The sequence below is a fragment of the Micromonospora sp. A202 genome, assembly GCF_006715105.1.
GTDB lineage: Bacteria > Actinomycetota > Actinomycetes > Mycobacteriales > Micromonosporaceae > Micromonospora > Micromonospora zamorensis.
The window spans coordinates 4,211,135-4,231,270 of sequence record NZ_VFMP01000001.1 but is presented as its reverse complement, the minus strand read 5'-3'; the positions used below and the strand labels follow the sequence as shown (position 1 = coordinate 4,231,270).

Here is a 20,136-nt window from a genome sequence, read left to right as displayed (position 1 = left end):
GGTCGCCGGGAGCCCGCAACGGGAAACGGGCTCCCGGCGGGACCGGCCCGAAGCGGTCAGTGCCGGGCGCGGTCAGGGTCGGGCCGCGCTCACTCGCGGGCGCCGGCCAGCTCCACCGGGCGGGTGCGCAGCGCGCCGACGGCGGGCAGCACGGAGGCGACCACGGCGACCACCGCGCACGCCCCCAATGTCGCCGCGAGAGTCTGCCAGGGCAGCACCACGGTGGACCAGACCGACAGGGCGGCCAGCGAACCCCAGATGCCCAGGACGTTGACCGCCGTCACGATCGTGCCCAGCACCGCGCCGACCACCACGACCGTCATCGCCTCCACGGCGACAAGGATGAGGATCTGCCGCTTCGTCGCACCGGCGAGGCGCAGCACCGCGAGGTCGCGTACCCGGTCCGAGGTGGCCATCACCATGGTGTTGCCCAGCGCGATGCCGGTGTAGATCAGCGCGATGCCGAGCACCACGAGGTAGCCGACGCGGGTCTGGCGGCTGTTGCTCGGGTACTCCGACTGGATCCACTCCGCCCGGGTCTGCACATCCACGCCGGTGGGCTCCAGGGCGGCCCGGACCGCCGCGGTCCCGGCGCTCGCGTCGGCGCCTGCGGCCCAGGTGACCTCCAGCCGGTCCGGAGCGACCCCGGGAGCGTTGCGCGGGGTCACGTACACGCCGTTGTTGCCGGTGCCGGCGGCGATCACGGCCGCGATCCGCAGCGACTTCTTGGTGCCGTCGCCGAGCCACACGTCGACCTGCTCGCCGACGGTGTGCTGCGCCCACTCCTTGTTGACGACGATGCTGCTGTCGTCGAGGTCGGCGATGTCGCCGGCCTGCACCGGCAGGTTGCGCGCTGTGGTGAGCTCGCGCGGGTCGACGGCCTGCGCGTCCGAGCGGATCAGCGCCGTGCCCTCCTCGAGGTTGTAGACGGCGGTGGCGGCGCTGGCCGTCACCGTGGCTCCGGGCACCTGGCGGACCTGCGCCACCGTCCCGGCGGCGAAACCCCCGGCGGCGTCGTCGGCCTGCACGATCAGGTCGGAGCGGGTCTGCTCCCGGATCTCGTTGGCCTTCGCCTCGTTGATGGTCGCCGTCGCACCCAGCAGCGAGCCGGCCAGCGCCACGGTCACCAGCACGGGTGCCGCGATCGCCGCGGTGCGCCGGACGCCGGCGGCCGCGTTCTCGCGCATCAGCATGCCGGTGGCGCCGGGCAACTGGGCCGGGAGCCACGCGAGCAGCCGGATCAGCGGCCGCACGAGGATCGGCGCGAGCAGCGCCACCGCGGTGATCAACAGCATCGGCTGGGTGGTGTACGTCTTGCGGTGCAGCGCGTCGCCGGGGTCGACGAGCAGCCGCCAGACGAGCATGCCGAGCCCGGTGGCGAGCAGGCCGGCACCGAAGACCCAGCGCCCCAGCGTCATGGCCTTGGTGTCCACCGAGGCCTCCCGCAGCGCCTCGACGGGACGGATGCGCCCCGCCCGCACCGTGGCGACCGTGACCCCGCAGAGCGCGACGAGCAGCCCGGTCCAGAACGCCACGTGGTACGGCCAGGTGTACGCCCCGATGGCGAACCACGGGGGTGCGAGCTGTTCGTCGACGAGCAGGCTCGCGAGCCACGGGGCGCCGTACGAGCCCAGCACACACCCGGCGACCGAGGCGAGCACGCCCACCACCACCGCCTCCATGAACATCATCGAACGCACCTGCCGCGGGGTGGCGCCGGCGGTGCGCATCAGCCCGATTTCGCGGCGCCGCTGGGCGACGGCGAAGGCGAAGGTCGACGCCACCACGAAGACGGACACGAACGTCGTGACCCCGCCCGCGGTGCCCAGCAGGGCGTTCATGGCGATGAGGGCGTCGCGGTCGCGGTTGGGCTCCGGGTCGGCCTTGTGCCGGTCGCTGCCGGTGAGCACCTGGACGTCCGAGCCGGCACCGACCACCGTACGCACCATCTCGGGCGCTGCCTGCACGACCAGGTTGTCTATGCGCGGCGAGAGCTTGGCGGCCTCCGCGTCGGTGAAGAAGATGGGCTCCTCGAAGCCGGCCGGCGCGACCACGCCGGCGACCGTACGCGTGCTCATCCCTGCCGGGGTGCGCACCGGCACCGCCTTGCCGACCAGGGACGCGTCGCCGGGGAGCACCACCTCGGCGGGCTTGCGGGGCTCGTGCCCGGCGGTCAGCCGGTATCCGCCGAACGCGGCGATCGACCACGGGTGCCCGACCAGGCCGTCGTCGCCGCCGGGTCCGGCCACGCGTACGGGGAACGACCTGTCGGCGACCGTGGGGGCCTTCGCGGCGAGCGCTTTGGCGACCTCGGGTGCGACGCCGCGCGGCTGGGCGAGGGGCTGGGTGCGGTCACCGATCGGCGAGGGCACCCGCAACTCGTCGGCGCCGCGCACCACGACCGGTGCGCCGGCGAAGCGCTCGGGCTTCTGGTCGGGGGCGTCGAGGGTCGACGCGAGCCCGAGGCCCATCGTGGCGATCAGCGCCACGCCCAGCGCCAACGCGACGAACGTGCCGACGAGCGTCACCCAGCGGGTCCGCAGGGTGCTGAGGGTCACGGTCAGCACGCGGCGGTCTCCATCTGGGTCATCCGGGCGGCGACGGCCTCGGCCGTGGGCGCCTCAAGTTCGCCGTTGAGGTGGCCGTCGGCGAGGAAGACGACGCGGTCAGCGTACGACGCGGCGACCGGGTCATGGGTGACCATCACGATCGTCTGCCGCTGCTCGTCCGCCATGGCCCGCAGCATCGTCAGGACCTCGCGGCTGGTGGTGGAGTCCAGCGCGCCGGTGGGCTCGTCGCCGAAGAGCACCTCGGGCTGGGTGATCAGCGCCCGGGCGATCGCGACGCGCTGCTGCTGGCCGCCGGACATCTCGCCCGGCCGGTGCTTGGCCCGGCCCGCGAGCCCGACCTGGGCCAGCACGTCCTGCACCTGCGAGCGGCCGGGCCGGCGCCCGGCCAGCCGCAACGGCAGCGCCACGTTCTGCTCGGCGGTCAGCGCCGGCAGGAGGTTGAAGGACTGGAACACGAAGCCGATGCGCTCGCGGCGCAGCAGTGTCAGTTTCGTCTCGTTGAGCGTCGTCAGGTCCGTCTCGCCGAGCAGCACCGAGCCGGAGGTCGGCCGGTCGAGGCCGGCCGCGCACTGCAGCAGCGTCGACTTGCCCGATCCGGAGGGGCCCATGACGGCGGTGAAGGTGCCCTCGGTGAAGGACAGGGAGAGGTCGTTCAATGCGGTCACCGCTCCGTCGCCCGCGCCATAGGTGCGGGTGACGGAGCGGAGCCGGATCGCGTCACGGGTCATGGTTCAACCTTGGTGTACGGGCGAGGCTGCGCACAGCCCCGTGGGAGCGAATCTTTGCGGTAGCGCTAGCGATACCGGGAAGGGGCACCGGCGTCGCGAGACGCCGGTGCCCTTTGTGGGTGGAGCGGTCAGACCGTGACGAGCGCGGATTCCCGGCTCAGGGCCGGCATGCGCTCGAGTTCGCTGTTGAGCACGGCCTGGTAGGTACGGGTGATCTGCGCTCCCGGGTCCACGCCGAGCTCGTCGGCGAGCCGGCGGCGCCCTTCGTGGAAGATCTGCAGCGCCTCCGCCTGCCGTCCGTTGCGGCACAACGCCGTCATCAGCTGGGCGCGCAGCCGCTCCCGCAGCGGGTGGTCGGCGACGAGTCCGGTCAGCTCGGCGACGAGCTCGCGGTGCCGGCCGAGCATGAGATCGGCCTCCACCTTGTTCTCCACCGCGGCGGTCCGCAGCTCCTCCAGGCGAGGCAGCTCCACCGCGGCCATGTGCTCCGTGACGTTGGACAACGCGTTGCCGGGCCACAGCTCGAGCGCCTCCCAGAGGCAGTCGCTGGCCCGTTCGTACCGTCCGTCCTGCAGTGACTGGCGGCCCTGCTCGGCGAGGTCCTCGAAGCGCACTAGGTCCACCTGAGCCCCGCCGATGCGGATCGCGTATCCCGGAAGCCGACGCTCGATCTCCGCGCCGCCGCCGAGCTGCTTGCGCAGCCGCGAGACGTACGTGTAGATCTGGGCGCCCATCGTGACCGGTGGCGACCAACCCCACAGCAGGTCCGCCAGCCGGCCGTCGGAGACCACCCGTCCCCGAGCGAGCAGCAGCGCCGCCAGGACGGTCGTGACCTTCGTGCCCGAAAGGGTCACCCGGGTCATGTCGTCGCGGGTCGCCTCCACCGGACCGAGAATCCTGAATTCCATGTATCCCCCGTTGCCGAACCGTGACGGGTGCCCACCGGGCATGGGCGATCACCCCGGAGTAATCCTCCGGGGTGACATCCCCACCTGGGTCCCACCCAGGGCGTCAGGAGGCTGCGATGGCAGCAGGTTGCCACGTACGAATCCCGCAAAGGGTCGACAAATAGGGAAGTCTTACGAGTAGTCGCTCACGTAACGAGGCCGGTGACACCGCCTGCCCCGCGGGCGACGAGGACGCCGATGAGCGTCCAGGTCACCGCCCACACCACGCTTCCCGCCACCGACCAGGTCAGATACGCACGCCAGGGGGTCCGCACCATGCCGCACAGCGTGGGCACGAGCGTGCGCAGCCCGGGCAAAAAGCGTCCGATGAGGACGGCGGCGCTGCCCCGCCCCTCGACCAGTTCGAGCGCCTTCGCGGTGTGCCGGCGGCGCAGCCCGTCACCTCTCGCCACGGTGGACGCCGCCGTCTTCCACCGCTTACCGGCCCAATATCCGATCAAGTTGCCGAGCACGGCGCCGAGCAGAGCGGCGGCGATGGTAGCAGCCAGCGGGACGACCCGGTGCGAGGCGAGCATCCCGCCCACGATCACCGCGCTCTGTCCCGGCACCAGAATGCCGATGAAGGGAACTGCCGCCTCGAGCGCGGGAAGCAGCAGGACCACCAGCAATGTGCCCCACAGTCCTAGCGTCATGACGTTGCCGGCCAGCCAATCAGTCATCGGGTGCTCACCCTCCAGCGGCGTGGTCGTCGTGGTGCGGATGCACTTCCTCAAGAGAACAGGATTTGCGGGCCCGGCACACGCCTCCAGAAGTGAGTCCTGTTGGTAACGCAGGCACTACCTCCGTCAGTCACACCTGCTGGCTGGAAACGCGATCACCGGCCGTCTACCGTTGTCCGGGTGAGCGCGCAAAACGTATGGCAGGCCCTGGCCCGGCCGGGTTTCCTGCTGTCCGGGTGGCCTTTGCGCTCGATCGGATATTTGATCGCCAATGGTCTGACGGGATTGCTGACGCTGGTCGTCGCGGTGCTTCTGCTCTCGGCCGGCGGACTGCTCGCGGTCGTGGTCGTCGGCATCCCGCTGCTGGGCGCGATCGCCCTGCTCGGCCTGCCCGTGGCGGCCGTCGAGCGCTGGTCGCTGCAGATGATCGACGCCCGGCCGGTGCCCGACGCCCACCGCATCCCGCCGCGCCCGGGGCTCACCTCGTGGCTGCGGACCCGCTTCACCGAGCCGGTCACGTGGCGCGAGCTCGGCTACGCGGCGCTGCTCATGATCGTGCTCTGGCCCATCGACCTGCTCGCCGTGACCCTGGGGGTGACCGTGCCGCTCGCGCTGCTCGCCACCCCGCTGCTGCTCGCCACCGTCGGCGAGGGTGAGCAGGTCAACGTGCTGAAGGCATACGCGGTCACCTCCTGGTCGGGCGCGTTCGCCGCCTGCGCCGCGGGGGTCCTCGCGGTGGCTGCCTGCGCGTACGGCTTTGGCCTGCTCGCCGGCTCGCGCGGGGCGCTGGCCCGGGTCCTCATCACCCCGACTGGCAGCCAGCTGGGCAAGCGGATCACCGAGCTGACCCGCTCCCGGGTACGTCTGGTCGACGCGTTCGAGGCCGAGCGCAGCCGCATCGAGCGGGACCTGCACGACGGTGCCCAGCAACGGCTGGTCGCCCTCACGATGATTCTCGGGGTGGCCCGGCTCGACGCGCCGGCCGGACCGCTGGCGGAGCAGCTGACCCGCGCGCACGACGAGGCCGGAATGGTGCTGGTGGAGCTGCGGGAGCTGATCCGCGGCATTTACCCGCCAGTGCTCACCGACTTCGGCCTGGCGGAGGCGGTGGACGATCTCGCGGCCCGCTCGGCGATTCCGGTCGACGTTTCCCTGACGGTGCCGCAACGATTCTCGCGGCCGATCGAGTCGACGGTCTATTTCGTCGTCTCGGAGGCGCTGTCGAACATGGCCAAACATTCCGGCGCCGACCGCGGGGCGATCTCCGGCGGATATGCGCAAGGCCGCCTGACGGTGAGCATCCGCGACAACGGTCGCGGCGGCGCCGACATCGACGCGGGGACCGGCCTGCTCGGCCTCGGTGACCGGGTTTCCGTCGTCGATGGCAGACTGTCGTTGTCCAGCCCACCGGGCGGACCCACCCGAATAGTTGTGGAGATTCCTTGCCAGCCGCTTCCGAACTCCGAATAGTCCTCGCCGAGGACAGCGTTCTGCTGCGGGAGGGCCTGATCGGGCTGATGGCGCGGTTCGGTCACCGGGTCGTCGCCGCGGTCTCCGATGCCGACGGCCTGCGGGAAGCGGTCGAGATGCACGACCCCGACGTGGTCGTGACCGATGTGCGTATGTCGCCGGGATTCAAGGACGAAGGGCTGCGCGCCGCGGTGGAATTGCGCCGCACACGCCCGGCCCTGCCCATCCTCGTGCTGAGCCAATACGTCGAGACGATGTACGCGACGGAATTGTTGAACGCCGGCGACGGAACGTGCGTCGGCTATCTGCTCAAGGACCGGATCGGGCAGGTGGAGGAATTCCTCGACGCCCTCGACCGGGTGGTGGCGGGTGGCACCGTGGTGGATCCCGAGGTTGTGCGGCAGATGCTGCGCCGGCGCCGCAATCCCCTCGAACAGCTGACCAACCGCGAGCGCGAGGTGCTGGCCCTGGTCGCCGAGGGCCGATCCAACGCCGCGATCGCCGCGAAGCTGGTGGTCACCGAGGCGGCAGTGGCCAAGCACATCCGCAACATCCTCTACAAGCTCGACCTCCCGCAGACCGAGGAGAATCACCGACGCGTGCTCGCGGTGCTCACTTTCCTGCGATCCTGAGCCCTGACCTGCGGATCCTCGCCCTCCGCCCGCGCTCGCCGCGTTCGGTGCCCGGCGCGGGTCCAAGCCCGGGGCGCGATGGCATCTTCCGGCCATGGCAACTTTCTGCCACCGCCTCCAACAGGACTGAAACCTGACTTGCCCGGCTCGTTCACCACGTTCGATGGGGTTCGCCGGTTTTAAGGGCCTTGGGTTGGCGACGTATTTTCGTGCAGACTTCCCATCGGCCGTCGTGGTTCGCCTCGGCGGTGCGGTTCGGTGGCCATGGGGGAGGAGCACGATGCTGGCCGATCTCGGTTTGGGAACGGATGCTGAGGCTGTCTATCAGCAATTGCTGAAACATTCGGTAGCGACTGCAGTCGAAATATCCAGCCAATTGAAATGGTCGTCCCAACGGGTGCACACCGCCCTTGAGGAATTGGTGAGGCTCTCTCTCGTGCGCCCATCGCTGGAGGCGCCGGGCGCGCTGCGGCTCATCCATCCGGAGATCGGCCTCGGCATGCTGCTGCAACGCCGGGAGGCTGACCTGCTGGAACGCCAGCGAGCAATGGTCGACACGCGTGCCGCGATCAGCCAAATGGTCGTCGAATACGGCGAGACCCGTCCGCATTCGGACCGGGTCCGCGTACAGGCACTGACCGACCTGGACGCCATTTACGCCTGCAGCGAGCGACTCTCGCAAACCGCCGTCAGCGAGGTGGTCGTCGTCGCCCCGAGCGTCTTCCGCCGCCCGGAAGGACGGATCGTGGAAACGGTCGACACGCGCCTCCTGTCCCGGGATGTCACTGCACGCTGCATTTTCCTGGACAGCATCGTGAACGACGCCGAATCCATCTCCCGCGCCTGCGCCCTGATCGACGCGGGCGCCCAGATCCGCACGGCGCCCTACCTGCCGCCCCGGATGACTATCTACGACCGGACGACCGCCATCCTCGACCTAGACCCCGAATGCCCCAGCACTGGCGCCCTGGTCCTGACCGGCGCCGCACCCGTCGCCGCACTGCACGCGCTGTTCGAAAACGTGTGGCGGCAGGCGAGCCCGCTCGGCGAGGGCGAGCAGGAACCGCACGCGGAACTGACCAGGCAGGAGCGAGTGGTCACGGAACTTCTCGCCGCGGGCTACACGGACGAGGTGGTGGCCCGCAAGCTCGGCGTTTCGGTCCGCACGGCCAGGCGCATCGTGGCGTTCTTGATGAAGCGGTTGCGCGCCAGCAGCCGCTTCCAGGCCGGCGTCCGCGCGGCCGAACGGGGCTGGCTCAGCTCCGGCCGGGTCTGAACGGCTGCGACCGGATCGAACGGCTGCGCCCGGAGCTGAATGGCTCCGGCCGGAGTGGGCGCGCTCGACCAGGCCCGGCCGGGGATGAGGCGCGGCGCCCGGGTGGTCACGGTCGCGGGCCGGGCCGCCCGGCGTCGCACCGCCCTGCGCCGCCCGCGCCACCCCGCGCCGTCTTGCGCCGCGCTGCCCCCGCGGCCGTGCCGGGGCTCAGGCGGGTTCGGACGGCTCCCGCGATATAGATGCCGTATAGCGACCATCCCCACGCTGGCGTGACTTTGCGCCCTCGGAAGGGACGGTTCAGCCATGGACACAGGGACACGCCCGGCCCCAGGCCCGCGCCCGTTCGAACCGGTCGAGGTGCGCCTGCCGGGTCACGCTCCCGTCTGGGGTGTGGGCTCGGCCGAGACCATGTCGGTGTGGCGCGAGATGACCCCGGACGGCATGTACGGCCGCGCCGCCGCCCGTCTGCGCCCGGGTGACCGCGTGCTCGACATCGGCGCGAACGTTGGGCTGGCCTCGGTGTTCTTCCACGACGTCCAACCGGGGATCACGACCGTCGCCGTCGAGCCCGCCCCCGACCTGTACGCCTGCCTGCAGGCCAATCTCGCCGCGCACGTCCCCGGCTCGCGGGCCGTGCGGGCCGCGGTCACCGACCGGGTGGGTCACAGCCGGTTCGTCTACTACCCGAACGCCCCGAGCAACTCCGGGCTGCACACCGACCCGGTGACCGATGACGCGCTGACCCGCCGCTACCTGGAGAACTCCGGGGTGGAAGAGGAGTTCATCGAGATGGTGCTCGAGGGGCTGCACGACGGTGTGAGCCTCGAGGTGCCGACGCTGACGGTTTCCACGCTGCTGCGCGAGCGCCCGTACGGTGACATCGCCCTGCTCAAGGTCGATGTCGAGCGCGCCGAACTGGAGGTGCTGCGGGGTGTGGAGGCCGCCGACTGGCCCCGCATCGGTGAGGTCGTGGCCGAGGTGCACGACGAGGGTGGCCGCCTCGACGCCTGTTGCGATCTGCTGCGGGCGCAGGGCTTTCACATCAGCGTCGATCAGGATCCCGCGCTGGCCGGGACGGAACTTTATGAGATCGAGGCCCGTCGCGCCTGACCAGGGCGCGATGCCTCACATCGGGGTGCCCCGTACCGCCCAGGCCCGCGCGGTGAGCCGGATGCTGCCATCCGGTCCGATCGGCACGCGCCGGCGCAGCGATCGTGGACGGCGGCCTGCTGGTCGCTGCTCAGCGACTTCAGGTACGCCGGCGCTGCGCCCTGCCCGCCGAGGAACGGCTCCCAATAGTTGGCCCAGATGGTGAAGGCGGTCGGGATCTCGATCGGCCGTACCGCGACCTCGCGGAGCCCGGCGTCACGCCACAGCGCGGCGAGCGGGTCCGGCCGGCACAGCGGGAACCGGCGCCCTCGTCGGCGCCGCCGCCCGGGTCCACCTCCGAGGCGGCGTCCCAGGGGGACCGCATCACGGTCATGCCTTCGGCGTAGTCCCAGACGTACGCGGCGACCCTGCCGTGCGGGGCGGCCACCCGTGCGAACTCCGCTTCGCCGTCGTGCGCTGCGCAGGTTGTCCAACCCGTGCCTTCGGCAAGCGGTACGGGGACTGGGAACGTGGCGACCCGGCGGCACGTGCGTCGCGGCCGTCCGGGGCCGTGCCGGACTCGACGACGACGTTGATCCCGTCGATGCCCGCGGCCAGAGCTCGGTCCAGGCCGCGGCGGTTCATCACTCCGCCAGACGGTGATCGCGCTGACCGCCGGTCAGATGCTCAGCGAACACGAGAACCCCGGCGAGGCCACGGTCCACGTACTGCACGGCTGGGTCCGGCTCGGCGCTGGCGAAATGTCCTGGGACGGCGTACCAGGCGACCTGCTGATTGTGCCGGATCGCCGGCACACGCTGGAAGCGCTCGAAGACGCCGCGGTGCTGCTCACCGTCGCCAAGCACTCATGACCGGCACGCTTCACAGCCGATCCCACAGCCGCGGTGGAGGGCCTACCGAACATTCATCAGCGTCCACCGGAGGCAGACCATGACCGGCCCAACCATTCTTGTCGATCGGTGTGGACGACTCGCCGGGCAACCACGCCGCCATCGGTTTCGCATTCCACGAGGCCGCGCTTCGCAACGTTGACCTGCGGGCTCTGCATACTCGGCATGAACCGAATAGCACCCCACGCGCTTCGATGGTCATGGACGACTCCGGGTCCGAACACGTCGAACAGGACCAGGTCCTGACCGAAGCGCTGTCGGGCTGGTCGCAGAGGTACCCGCAGGTGGTCGTGCAGCGGCAACTGGCGGCCGGCCGAGCGGCTCCCGCCTCGCCGACGTCCGCCCCGGCGAGACCGTCGCCGTGCTCGGCGCGGGGCCGGTCGGCCAGCTCGCCGTCCTGTCGGCGTACCTGCAGGGCGCCGGACGGGTCATCGCCGTGGACGGGCTGGAGGACCGCCTCGCCGTGGCCCGCGCCCAGCACGCCGAGGTGGTGAACTTCAACGCCGAAGACCCGGTGCAGACCATCGTCGACATGACCGGCGGCATCGGTGTCGACAAGGTCACCGACGCCGTGGGCGTGGACGCCGAACTTCCCGCCGATGGCCCGGCCACCGAGCAGGCGGACCAGCAGGCGCAGCAGTTCGACAGCGAGGTTCAGCAGGTCGCACCGGAGACCGATCCGGCCCGGGCGCCGGGTGACGCGCCAAGCCTCGCCGCGCGGTGGGCGGTGCAGGCGGTGGCGAAGGCGGGCACGCTCGGCGTGATCGGCGTCTACCCGCAGACCGTCACGATCTGGCCGTTCGGGGAGGCGATGATGAAGAACCTGAAGATCCGCAGCGGTAACTGCCAGCACCGCCGCTACATCCCGGAGCTGCTGCGGCTGGTCACCGACGGCACCGTCGATCCGGCGCAGTTGCTGACCAACACGAGCCGATGACCGACGTGCTGCAGGCGTACCGCCAGTTCCAGGACCGTGACCCGGGCTGGCTAAAGGTGGCCCTTGCGACCTGAACCATTGAGCACCTCAAGCGAGCGTCAGGTGCGCAGGGTGTGGCTGGGGCTGCACCCGTAGGCGGCGCGGTAGTCCGTGCTGAAGCGTCCGAGGTGGGTGAAGCCCCAGCGTGTGGCGATCATGGCGACGGTGGCACCGGCGGTCGGGTCGGCGGTCTCCAGGTCGCGGTGCGCGCGTTGGAGGCGGACCTGGCGGACGTACCGCATCGGCGTCGTGTCGTGGTGGCGGCGGAACGCCAGTTGCAGAGCCCGAGCACCCACACCGGCCGCGGCGGCGACCTGATCGACTGTGATCGGCTGGTCCGCGTGGTCGTGGATATAGCTCACGGCTCGGCGTAACGGCTGCGGAGTGACCCCGCCAGCGGGGCGCAGGGTCACGTTGTGGGCGGTGTTGGGGAACACGGCGAGGGCTGTCGCCGCGAGCAGGTGGCGGGTGGTCCCGGCGACCAGCGGGTTGGCCATCAGGGCAGGGTCAGGTAGCACGCTGCGGGTCAGGTGGGAGACAGTCTTGGTCCAGTGCCGACCGAGCGCCGTCGAGATCGGTCGGGAGCTGTTGAAGCGCAGGTCGGTGCCGCTGATGCCGGTCTGCGCGTGGGCGACCTCCTCGAGCAGGGCGCGGGGGAGGCGGGCGACGAACGTGTCGACGTTGTCGTAGACGAGGTCCGCAGGCTGGTCCGGCAGGATCAGCATCACGTCCCCGGGCTGCAACCGGTATTCGTTCTTGTCCCTGGCGATGGTGAAGCGGCCGCCCATCAGGTGGGTGATGTTCAGGTCGCCGTCCGGGGCCGTCTGGGCCTGGGTGCGCGCCGAGTAGTGCAGCCGGGTCACGTCGACGTCGGCGAGCGCGGTGGTGACGGCGCGCAGGCCGGCCCCGTCACGGCCCTCACCGGAAGACCGCACCTTGATGTCGAGGAATGCCCGCCGGATGTAGGCGTGTGCCTCATCGATGTCGTTGGTGGCGTAGCGCTGCCAGTGTGAGCCGGAGTAGACCGTGCCATCTGTCATGTCCACGCCTTCCCCGCCCGTACTCTGCGCGACCGCTCCTATCCACGATACGCATCACCTTCGCGGCAGGCGCAGGTCACCGCCCGCTGTCTGGCGGTACCGCCCTCGCTGCGGATACGCAGCAGGTAGATCGCCTCGTCCGGCTGTTGCCAAGGCGATTCGGCGGGTGCCCTTGGTCAAGCAGTCGGGCAAGGGCACCCGCCTCCAACCGTTCGCCTCCGCAGCGGTCGCCGGGATGCGTCCGGTTCGTCGAAAGGCCCATCTCGTCATCGTGCCCGCGGTCACTGCTCGTGCTCTCCTGCAGCCGGGACCTGGTGGTCAGGCCGACGGCTCAGGGAGTGCTGCATCGCGCATAACGGCGCCGATGTCGTGCTCCAGGGATGCGTCGTCGGCCCGACGAGGACAAGGTCGGTGCCGGCGATGGCGCGCGGCAGGGCGGTGTCGCGCGTACCCGATGGGGTTCTGCACGTGGGGCCGACCCGCCGTCTCGCCGTATGGATATGGGGCATCACTCGTACCGCTTCGACGCCCCCAGCATCCGTGTGGGCTTCAGGATGATGTTGTTCTCGTCAGGGGTACGCGGAAGCCCGCCCCGGTCACCGCTCGTTCAGGTCGGTTTTTCCGCGTGGCGCGCTGTCTGGCGCACCTGCCGGTTCGCCTCGTCCACCGAGCAGCCGGTTGCCCTGAGCAGGTACTGGCGGTCACCCGAACCTGCGTGGCCGTCGTGACACCGAAATTCTGCAAACGTGCTGCCGCGGCTCGACCGGCACCGTCTGCGGCCCGCAAGGCGTGGCGTCGAGTCTGCTCGTGGGGTTTGTCGGCCCGTGTCTCCCGGTGCAACTGATGGACGGCCTCAGCCAGTGCGGCGACGGCGTCGGGAAGGTGACCGGGCAGCTTTTCCTGATACTGGATCATCGCGGCTGACCGGCGGGCAAGGGCTCTGCTCGTCAACGACAGGAACCAGGTAGTGGACACCACGGTCGTAGTGTTCGACGTGGCGTCGCCAGTGCCAGCGGGCTGGCGCGACAGTCACCACCTCTTCGGCGCCGCTGAGGGCTTCGCGGAGTCGGTCCACGTCCGGTCCCATGGCGCGTAGTCCGTGCTGTGCGCGTGTCGCGCGGTCCGGGTCGTTGGTGCGCATCGCCGTCTCGATGTCGCGCAGGTACCCGGCGAGCGCGTCGAAGACCGGCGCGGCCGCCCGGTGCAGGACGCGCATGGGGTGCAGGGGCAGCAGCAACGCCACCACCACCAGGCCAACCACGCTGCCGGTGACCGCGTCGACGACTCGGGGTAGTTCCAGATTCGTTGGCTGGAGGAGAGCGTGGCGATCAGCACCGCCGTGCCGCCCACCTGACTGACCACGGTGCCGCCTCGGCCCACGAGGGCGGAAGCGATGGCGATAGCGATAGCGACGATGATGCCTGTCTGCCATGGCCCGGTGCCGATGAGGCGGACCAGTCCATCGCCGATGGTGATGCCGAGACCCACGCCGACCAGCAGTTCGATGGTGCGCCGTGTTCGCTGGCCGATCGCGGCCGCGATGGTGCCTACCGCCGCTGTCGGTGCGAAGACGGGGTTCGGATTACCCAGCAGGTCGTGTGCCAGCCACCAGGCGAGCGCCGCCGCGAGCCCGACCTGCACCGCGATCAGCCCGATGATTTTCATCTGGCGCCGCCGCAGCCGACCTGTTTGGCTTCCTCGGCGTCGGGTGCGGGCCGTCAGGCCCGGGAGGTAGCTACCTACCGCCGCTAGCGGAGCCTGATCACCCGGTTCGGATCGAGAAGCGGCCACGTGGCGGACTACCCCTCACGCCGTCTCCTGAACCAGGCGGCCGACCATCGGCAGGGGCGCGGCGGTCACCGCCAGGCGATCAGGGGGTGGGCATGCCACCGGCGGCACTGAGCGTTTCCCCGATGACGTAGCTGGCCTCCTGGCTGGCGAGGAACACGAACGCCGGGGGCATCTCCGCCGGCTGCGCGGGACGTCCCAGTGGGGTTTGCGCACCGAACTGCTTCAGCGCGGGGGCAGGCTGGCCGCCGACGACCTGCAGCGGAGTCCAGACCGGACCGGGTGCCACGGCGTTGACCCGGATGCCCTTCGGTGCGACCTGCCGGGCCAGGGATGAGATGGGTATGGAAGGCGGAGATCTTCCCGCTGATTTTGATCTCCCCAGTCGTTCCGTAGGCAGCGTTCTGGATCACCTTGGCGACGCGTGAGCTCGGTGACCCGCCATAGCCGTACGCCCACAGCATGGTTGAACATGTTCAGAATGAGGCGCCGGATGAGGAGGGGCTGTGAAGGTCGTCATTCCTGGTGGGACTGGGCAGGTCGGCACCATTTTGGATCGGGCGTTGACTGCGGAGGGTCACGATGTTGTGCTGCTGACCCGCTCGCCGAAGGGTGAGCGTCAGGTTCACTGGGACGGCTCCACGCTTGGCGATTGGGCCAAGCAGATCAACGGCAGCGATGTGGTCATCAATCTAGCGGGGCGCAGTGTGAGCTGTCGGTACACCGCGGAGAACCTCGAAGCCATGATGAGTTCACGTGTGGAGTCGGCGCGGGTTGTCGGCGAGGCCATCGCCGAGGCGGCCCGGCCACCCAAGGTGTGGATGCAGATGAGCACCGCGACGATCTATGCGCACCGCTTTGATGCGGCCAACGATGAGTACGGCGGTCTGATCGGCGGTGGTGAGCGCGGCGTGCCGGGGTACTGGGCGTACAGCGTCAAGATCGCTCAGAATTGGGAAGTTGCGCAGGAGCAGGCGGCAAATCCGGATACCCGCAAGGTTGCGCTGCGGTCGGCCATGGTGATGAGCCCCGACCGTGGCGGCGTGTTCGACGTGCTGAGCTGGCTAGCGCGGCTCGGACTCGGTGGACCGGTCGCGGGCGGCAGGCAGTATGTCTCGTGGATCCACGACCAGGACTTCGCCCGCGCTATCCGATTCCTGATCGAACGCGACGACCTCACCGGGGCTGTGAACCTAGCCGCACCCGGTCCGTTGTCACAGCGAGAATTCATGCGGGAGTTGCGTTCGGCTTGGCGGATGCCGGTCGGCCTGCCTGCCACCAGACGAATGGCTGAGGTCGGCGCGTTCGCGATGCGGTCGGACACCGAACTGCTGCTGAAGAGCCGGCGAGTCACCCCGGGACGGCTCTCTGATGCCGGATTCACATTCGGCTATCCGCAGTGGCAGGCCGCGGCCGCAGACCTGGCGTTACGGCGTCGGCGAGGCTAGCTACCTCGCGCCAAAGCCGAGGCGACGGATCATGGCGATGGGATGCTGCGGTCCACCGTGCGCCCGACCTTTTAATCCTGGCCTCAGGTTGATCGGGGACAATGAGCGGCAAAAGCATCGATTGGAAGGGGGCGCGTCGGCGTGCGGATCATGATCGCGGATGACGACGCGGCCATCCGTGAGTCGCTGGAGCGGGTTCTCCAGGTCGAGGGTTACGACACCAGCACCGTCGCCAACGGTCTCGCCGTGCTCGACGGGGTCGGTGGGGCCGGCGGTGACACGCTGGATCTGCTGATCCTCGACGTGATGATGCCCCGCCTCGGCGGGTTGGAGACCTGCCGACGGTTGCGGGCGGCGGGTCGGGATCTGCCGGTGCTGATGCTGACCGCTCGTGACCAGGTCTCGGACCGGGTCGCAGGGCTGGACGCGGGCGCCGACGACTACCTGCCCAAGCCGTTCGCCACCGAGGAGTTGCTGGCCCGGGTGCGGGCCTTGCTGCGCCGGCGCACGCCGGGCGATGGGGAGTCGCAGGTCCTGTCGTTCGCCGACGTCCGGCTCGATCCCGACAGGTTCGAGGCGTGGCGAGGCGGGCGGCCGCTGCGCCTGACCCGGACCGAGTTCTCCCTCCTGGAGGTCCTCGTGCGTAACGCGACCCGGGTGTTGACCCGCGACGCGCTGTTCGAGGCGATCTGGGGCTTCGACATGAGCGCCACCGCCAACAACCTCCAGGTGTATGTGAGCTACCTGCGCCGCAAGATGGAGGCCGAGGGTGAGCCGCGATTGATCTACACGCTGCGCGGCCTGGGATACACGTTGCGGGAGAGTCCTCCGTGAGCAGGCCCGCCGGCCGGATACCGCGCCGGCTAACCCGATGGTGGCGCCGGCGGTCACTGCGGACCAGGCTGACGGTGATCGCGGCGACCGCCATCGCGGTCAGCGTGTTCATGGCCTTCCAGGTGGCCAGTGAGCTGCTGGACCGGGAACTGCGGGACACCACCGAGGATCAGCTGCGCGCCGACTCCCGCGTCCTGGCGACGGACGCGGAGCGCGCCGGTCTGGCGCAGGTCCAGCTACCGCCGTATCCCGGATCCGTTCGACTGGTGCGGGTCATCCTGCCCGACGGATCGACCCGGACGCCGGCCGGCCAACCCGCGCTGCCCCCGGTCAGCGAGCACGCAGGGCGCGTGGCGCAGGGCACGTCGGCCGACCTGATGGAGTCGAACGACATCGACGAGGACGGCTACCTCATCTACACGCTGCGGGCGGGCGACGGCGCGGTCCAGGTGGCCCGCGTCGCCAACGACAGCCCGATCAACCGGTTCGGGTTCGGCATGCTGCTGATCGGGCTGCTCTGCGTGGTCGGCGGCGCCCTTGTCGGGCGGACCGTGGCGCGGGCCGGACTGGCACCGATCGACCGGCTGACCGCCGCCGCGGTACGCGTCGCGCACACTCAGGATCTCGACGCCGACATCCCGGATGAAGGCGGCGGGGAGATCCGGCGGCTGATCCAGTCGATCAACGATATGCTCGCCGCGCTCCGGGACTCCCGGCGGGCCCAGCGGCTGCTCGCCGAAGACGCCGCCCACGAGCTCAAGACCCCGCTCACCAGCCTGCGCCTCAACGCCGAACTGCTGATCCGGCTCGATCGGCGCGGCACCCTGGACAGCGCGCTGCCGGCGGAGAGCCGGAGCCGGCTGCTCAACGACCTCGGCGCCCAGGTAGCTGAGTTGAGCACCCTCGCCGCCGAACTGACCGACCTGGCGCGCGGTGACGTCACCGACGAGAGCACCGACCTGCTCGACCTCGCCGACGTGGTGGTGGCCGCCGCGACCCGGGCGCGTTCCCGCGTGCCCGACATCGAGGTCGCGCTCGACGTCACCTCGGTGTGGGTGAGCGGGCGTCCCGCTGCGCTCCAACGGGCGGTGCTCAACCTCATCGACAACGCCGGCAAGTGGTCCCCCGCGGAACAGCCGGTCCAGGTCCGGCTCCGTGCCGAGGGCGCGTCGGCGGTGCTCGAGGTCGATGACGCCGGGCCGGGCATCGACGCCGTCGACGTACCGCGGGTGTTCGACCGGTTCTACCGTGCCGACAGCGCCCGGGCGTTGCCCGGATCCGGTCTGGGGCTGTCGATCGTTCAGCGGGTCGTCGACGCCCACGGCGGCCGGGCCACCGTCGCCCGCTCCGCACGCGGTGGCGCGCTGCTTCGGGTCGACCTTCCGGCCGCGGCCCCGCCCGGTCGAATCACGCGGCCCACCGCCGCATCATGAAAAAGATCCGGGACGGGCCTGAGGCTCCGTCCCGGATCTCGCCCGTGCCGCCGCGCTCACCGTTGCAGCGCGGGCTCCTCGTCGTCGGCGAGCGGCTGTTGCCCGTCCGGCGGCTCCACCGGTCGGGACAGCCGGCTCGGCCACCACATCCGCCGGCCGATCAGCAGGGTGAGGGCGGGCACCAGGACCGATCGCACCAGCAGGGCGTCGAGCAGCACGCCGAAGGCGACCAGGAACCCGACCTCGATCAGCATCACCAGCGGAAGTGAGACGAGGACCGCGAACGTGGCCGCCAGGACCAGGCCTGCCGAGGTGATGACGCCACCGGTGGCGGACAAGGCTTTGAGCATGCCCTCTCTGGTGCCGAGACGCACGGCCTCCTCCCGGGCACGGCTGGCCAGGAAGATGTTGTAGTCGACGCCGAGCGCCACCAGGAACAGGAATGCCAGCAGCGGCACCGAATAGTCGATGCCCTTGAACCCGAGGATCGTGTCGAAGACGAACACGCTGCCGCCGAAGGCTGCGGCGAATGAGACGACCACGGTGGCCATCAGGACCAACGGGGCCACGACCGCGCGCAGCAGCAGCCCGAGCACGATCAGGACGACGGCGAGCACCAGCGGGATCACCAGCTTCTCGTCGCGGCTGGTGGTCACCTCGGTGTCGAGGTTCTCCGCACTCGGCCCGCCGACGATCGCCTCCGCCCCGCTCACCGCGTGCACGGCGGTGCGCACCCGCTTGATCGTGTCGTACTCCGCGACGGTGTCCGGCGCGTCCGTCGGGAACACGGAGATGTCGGCCCAGCCACCCTTGGTCTGACCCGGGATAGCCATGGCCACACCTCGGGTGCCCTTGACGATGTCGAGCACCCGCTCCTGGTACGCCGGCCGCGTGAAGATCGTCATCGGCTGGCCGCCGAGCTCCGGGAAGTGCTGGCGGAGAACGGTGAAGCCGGTGACCGACTCCGGCGCGGACAGGAACTGGTCCTGCTCCCGCAGGGCGCCGGTATTGCCCGCCAGCCCGAGGGCGAGCACGCCGAGGACTCCGAGCGAGCCGAGCGTCGCCACCCACCGGCGGCGGCTGATGGCGGTGCCAAGCCGGCCCCACAGCCCCTGCTTCTGCTCCACGGTCGTGCTGAACCGCGGGATGGCCGGCCAGAAGATCCGCCTGCCGAGCACCACGAGCACCGCCGGGAACAGCGTCAGCATGGCCACCAGCGCGCACAGAATGCCGGCCGCACCGATCGGGCCCAACCCGCTGGTGCTGTTCAGGTCCGCGACGAGCAGGCAGAGCAGGCCGGCGACCACGGTGGCCGCGGACGCGACGATCGCCGGCGCCGCGCCGCGCAATGCGTGGACCATCGCAACCCGGACGTTCTCGTGGTGGTGCAGTGCCTCCCGATATCGAGCGATGAGCAACAGCGCGTAGTCCGTGCCGACGCCGAATACCAGGATCGTCAGCAGCGCCGAGTTCTGGTCGTTGACCACGATGCCGAAGCCTTTGACGAGCAGGTAGACGGTCGCCATCGCGGTCAGTGCGGCCGCGCTTACGACCACCAGCGGGATGAACCACAACACCGGGCTGCGGTAGGTGAGGATGAGTAGGAGCGTTACGACGACGACGGTGGTGAGGAAGACCTGCAGGTCGATGCCGTCGAAGACGGCGTCCATGTCGCCGTCGACCGCGGCCGGGCCGGTCACGTCGAGTTCCAGGCCGGCGGGGCGGTCCTTCGCGGCGTCACGCAACGGCCCGACGATGGCCTCCGGTGCCCCGTAGGTCGTGCTCACGTCGAGGGTGAACATCATCGCCTTGCCGTTGGTGGAGAGTCTTGTCGGTGAGCCCTCGTCGTCCTCGCCGGCCGGGGCCGCCACCTTCGGCGGGTACCGCTTGGCAAGGGTGTTGTAGTGGCGCTCGGCCGTCGCGCGGTCGGCGTCGGTCATGCCGCCGGCGCGGTGGTACACGAACACGAACGTGTTGTCCTCACCGCCGGGGAGACCGTCCTCCAGCACCGCCACCTTGGTGGACTCGGCACCGGCCGGCAGAGTGTCCACGGCTCTGTCGGTAGTGACCGAGCTCAGCTTTCCGCTCAACGGCACCATCACCGCCGCCAGCGCCACCCACAGGCCAACCACCAACCACGGCACCCACCGGCCTGCCAACCGACCAGCCGGCGCTTCCCCGGACGGCGCTGCGTTGACTGCCATCACTAGCCTCCTACAGACGGGTCACATCGCTTATCTGATGCCGACTTCCTACCGAGCGAATCTGAGACGACTGTTAGAACGGCGCTCAGGCCGGTTGGCCGAACCAGGTG

General features: G+C 70.1%; 17 protein-coding genes and 1 pseudogene. 10 read left to right on the top strand and 8 right to left on the bottom strand.

The features are described from left to right. Positions 1–89: 89 nt before the first annotated feature. The 4 genes from FBZ33_RS19590 to FBZ33_RS19575 form a co-directional block, all read right to left on the bottom strand. Positions 90–2,567 carry an ABC transporter permease gene (locus FBZ33_RS19590; protein ID WP_141910187.1) on the bottom strand — a complete coding sequence of 826 codons (2,478 nt, stop codon included), beginning with the start codon at positions 2,565–2,567 and terminating at the stop codon, positions 90–92. Then, positions 2,561–3,298 (bottom strand): ABC transporter ATP-binding protein, encoded by a 738-nt coding sequence (locus FBZ33_RS19585; protein WP_141910186.1) that lies wholly within the window; start codon positions 3,296–3,298, stop codon positions 2,561–2,563. Before FBZ33_RS19585 ends, FBZ33_RS19590 begins: the two co-directional genes overlap by 7 nt. Positions 3,299–3,426: 128 nt before the next feature. Next, the gene (locus FBZ33_RS19580; protein ID WP_141910185.1) at positions 3,427–4,206 is read right to left on the bottom strand and encodes an AfsR/SARP family transcriptional regulator; all 780 of its coding nucleotides are present in this window, start codon (positions 4,204–4,206) and stop codon (positions 3,427–3,429) included. Positions 4,207–4,391: 185 nt separating this feature from the next. After that, positions 4,392–4,925 carry a DedA family protein gene (locus tag FBZ33_RS19575; protein WP_141910184.1) on the bottom strand — a complete coding sequence of 178 codons (534 nt, stop codon included), beginning with the start codon at positions 4,923–4,925 and terminating at the stop codon, positions 4,392–4,394. Positions 4,926–5,105: 180 nt separating this feature from the next. On the opposite strand from FBZ33_RS19575, the gene FBZ33_RS19570 reads away from it, so the two are divergent. The 7 genes and pseudogenes from FBZ33_RS19570 (at position 5,106) to FBZ33_RS19545 (ending at position 11,240) form a co-directional block, all read left to right on the top strand. Further along, entirely contained in the window at positions 5,106–6,395 is a 1,290-nt protein-coding gene (locus FBZ33_RS19570) for a sensor histidine kinase (RefSeq protein ID WP_185755348.1), read from the top strand. After that, a complete protein-coding gene (locus FBZ33_RS19565; RefSeq protein ID WP_141910183.1) occupies positions 6,368–7,027 on the top strand; it encodes a response regulator transcription factor in 660 nt (219 codons plus the stop codon). The genes FBZ33_RS19570 and FBZ33_RS19565 overlap by 28 nt, the downstream gene beginning before the upstream one ends. 280 nt (positions 7,028–7,307) lie before the next feature. After that, the gene (locus FBZ33_RS19560; RefSeq protein WP_185755347.1) at positions 7,308–8,303 is read left to right on the top strand and encodes a helix-turn-helix domain-containing protein; all 996 of its coding nucleotides are present in this window, start codon (positions 7,308–7,310) and stop codon (positions 8,301–8,303) included. Positions 8,304–8,606: 303 nt separating this feature from the next. Beyond that, positions 8,607–9,413: an FkbM family methyltransferase gene (locus FBZ33_RS19555; protein ID WP_141910181.1), complete on the top strand. Its 807-nt coding sequence runs from the start codon at positions 8,607–8,609 to the stop codon at positions 9,411–9,413. A gap of 638 nt (positions 9,414–10,051) precedes the next feature. Next, positions 10,052–10,264 carry a hypothetical protein gene (locus FBZ33_RS19550; protein WP_255508963.1) on the top strand — a complete coding sequence of 71 codons (213 nt, stop codon included), beginning with the start codon at positions 10,052–10,054 and terminating at the stop codon, positions 10,262–10,264. A gap of 110 nt (positions 10,265–10,374) precedes the next feature. Next, positions 10,375–10,581 (top strand): annotated as a pseudogene (locus FBZ33_RS33765) (universal stress protein); the annotation flags it as partial. 83 nt (positions 10,582–10,664) lie between these two features. Further along, positions 10,665–11,240 (top strand): zinc-binding dehydrogenase, encoded by a 576-nt coding sequence (locus tag FBZ33_RS19545; protein ID WP_185755346.1) that lies wholly within the window; start codon positions 10,665–10,667, stop codon positions 11,238–11,240. A 98-nt stretch (positions 11,241–11,338) separates the two neighbouring features. Here FBZ33_RS19545 and FBZ33_RS19540 read toward each other — a convergent pair whose 3' ends face one another. The 3 genes from FBZ33_RS19540 to FBZ33_RS19530 form a co-directional block, all read right to left on the bottom strand. Then, positions 11,339–12,319, bottom strand: a complete 981-nt coding sequence (locus tag FBZ33_RS19540) for an AraC family transcriptional regulator (protein WP_141910179.1) — start codon at positions 12,317–12,319, stop codon at positions 11,339–11,341. Between the two features lie 1,029 nt (positions 12,320–13,348). Continuing rightward, entirely contained in the window at positions 13,349–13,984 is a 636-nt protein-coding gene (locus FBZ33_RS19535) for an FUSC family protein (RefSeq protein ID WP_141910178.1), read from the bottom strand. 205 nt (positions 13,985–14,189) lie between these two features. Further along, on the bottom strand, positions 14,190–14,438 hold the full coding sequence (locus FBZ33_RS19530; protein ID WP_370453093.1) for an SDR family oxidoreductase: 249 nt from the start codon (positions 14,436–14,438) through the stop codon (positions 14,190–14,192). Positions 14,439–14,613: 175 nt separating this feature from the next. Here FBZ33_RS19530 and FBZ33_RS19525 point away from each other — a divergent pair, with 175 nt between their 5' ends. From FBZ33_RS19525 to FBZ33_RS19515, 3 genes are all read left to right on the top strand, one after another. Further along, on the top strand, positions 14,614–15,555 hold the full coding sequence (locus FBZ33_RS19525) for a TIGR01777 family oxidoreductase (protein WP_141910176.1): 942 nt from the start codon (positions 14,614–14,616) through the stop codon (positions 15,553–15,555). 150 nt (positions 15,556–15,705) lie between these two features. Then, positions 15,706–16,389: a response regulator transcription factor gene (locus FBZ33_RS19520; RefSeq protein ID WP_172862064.1), complete on the top strand. Its 684-nt coding sequence runs from the start codon at positions 15,706–15,708 to the stop codon at positions 16,387–16,389. Between the two features lie 74 nt (positions 16,390–16,463). After that, a complete protein-coding gene (locus FBZ33_RS19515; RefSeq protein WP_255508962.1) occupies positions 16,464–17,822 on the top strand; it encodes an ATP-binding protein in 1,359 nt (452 codons plus the stop codon). A gap of 56 nt (positions 17,823–17,878) precedes the next feature. Here the strand turns inward: FBZ33_RS19515 and FBZ33_RS19510 are convergent, their stop codons facing one another. After that, positions 17,879–20,026, bottom strand: a complete 2,148-nt coding sequence (locus FBZ33_RS19510) for an MMPL family transporter (RefSeq protein ID WP_141910174.1) — start codon at positions 20,024–20,026, stop codon at positions 17,879–17,881. Between the last annotated feature and the right edge of the window lie 110 nt (positions 20,027–20,136).

What these genes read in the sequence shown, in the direction of transcription:
- FBZ33_RS19585 (WP_141910186.1), bottom strand. Translation starts at nt 3,298, where the DNA reads ATGACCCGTGACGCGATCCGGCTCCGCTCCGTCACCCGCACCTATGGC.
- FBZ33_RS19580 (WP_141910185.1), bottom strand. Translation starts at nt 4,206, where the DNA reads ATGGAATTCAGGATTCTCGGTCCGGTGGAGGCGACCCGCGACGACATG.
- FBZ33_RS19575 (WP_141910184.1), bottom strand. Translation starts at nt 4,925, where the DNA reads ATGACTGATTGGCTGGCCGGCAACGTCATGACGCTAGGACTGTGGGGC.
- FBZ33_RS19560 (WP_185755347.1), top strand. Translation starts at nt 7,308, where the DNA reads ATGCTGGCCGATCTCGGTTTGGGAACGGATGCTGAGGCTGTCTATCAG.
- FBZ33_RS19555 (WP_141910181.1), top strand. Translation starts at nt 8,607, where the DNA reads ATGGACACAGGGACACGCCCGGCCCCAGGCCCGCGCCCGTTCGAACCG.
- FBZ33_RS19540 (WP_141910179.1), bottom strand. Translation starts at nt 12,319, where the DNA reads ATGACAGATGGCACGGTCTACTCCGGCTCACACTGGCAGCGCTACGCC.
- FBZ33_RS19535 (WP_141910178.1), bottom strand. Translation starts at nt 13,984, where the DNA reads ATGAAAATCATCGGGCTGATCGCGGTGCAGGTCGGGCTCGCGGCGGCG.
- FBZ33_RS19520 (WP_172862064.1), top strand. Translation starts at nt 15,706, where the DNA reads ATGATCGCGGATGACGACGCGGCCATCCGTGAGTCGCTGGAGCGGGTT.
- FBZ33_RS19510 (WP_141910174.1), bottom strand. Translation starts at nt 20,026, where the DNA reads ATGGCAGTCAACGCAGCGCCGTCCGGGGAAGCGCCGGCTGGTCGGTTG.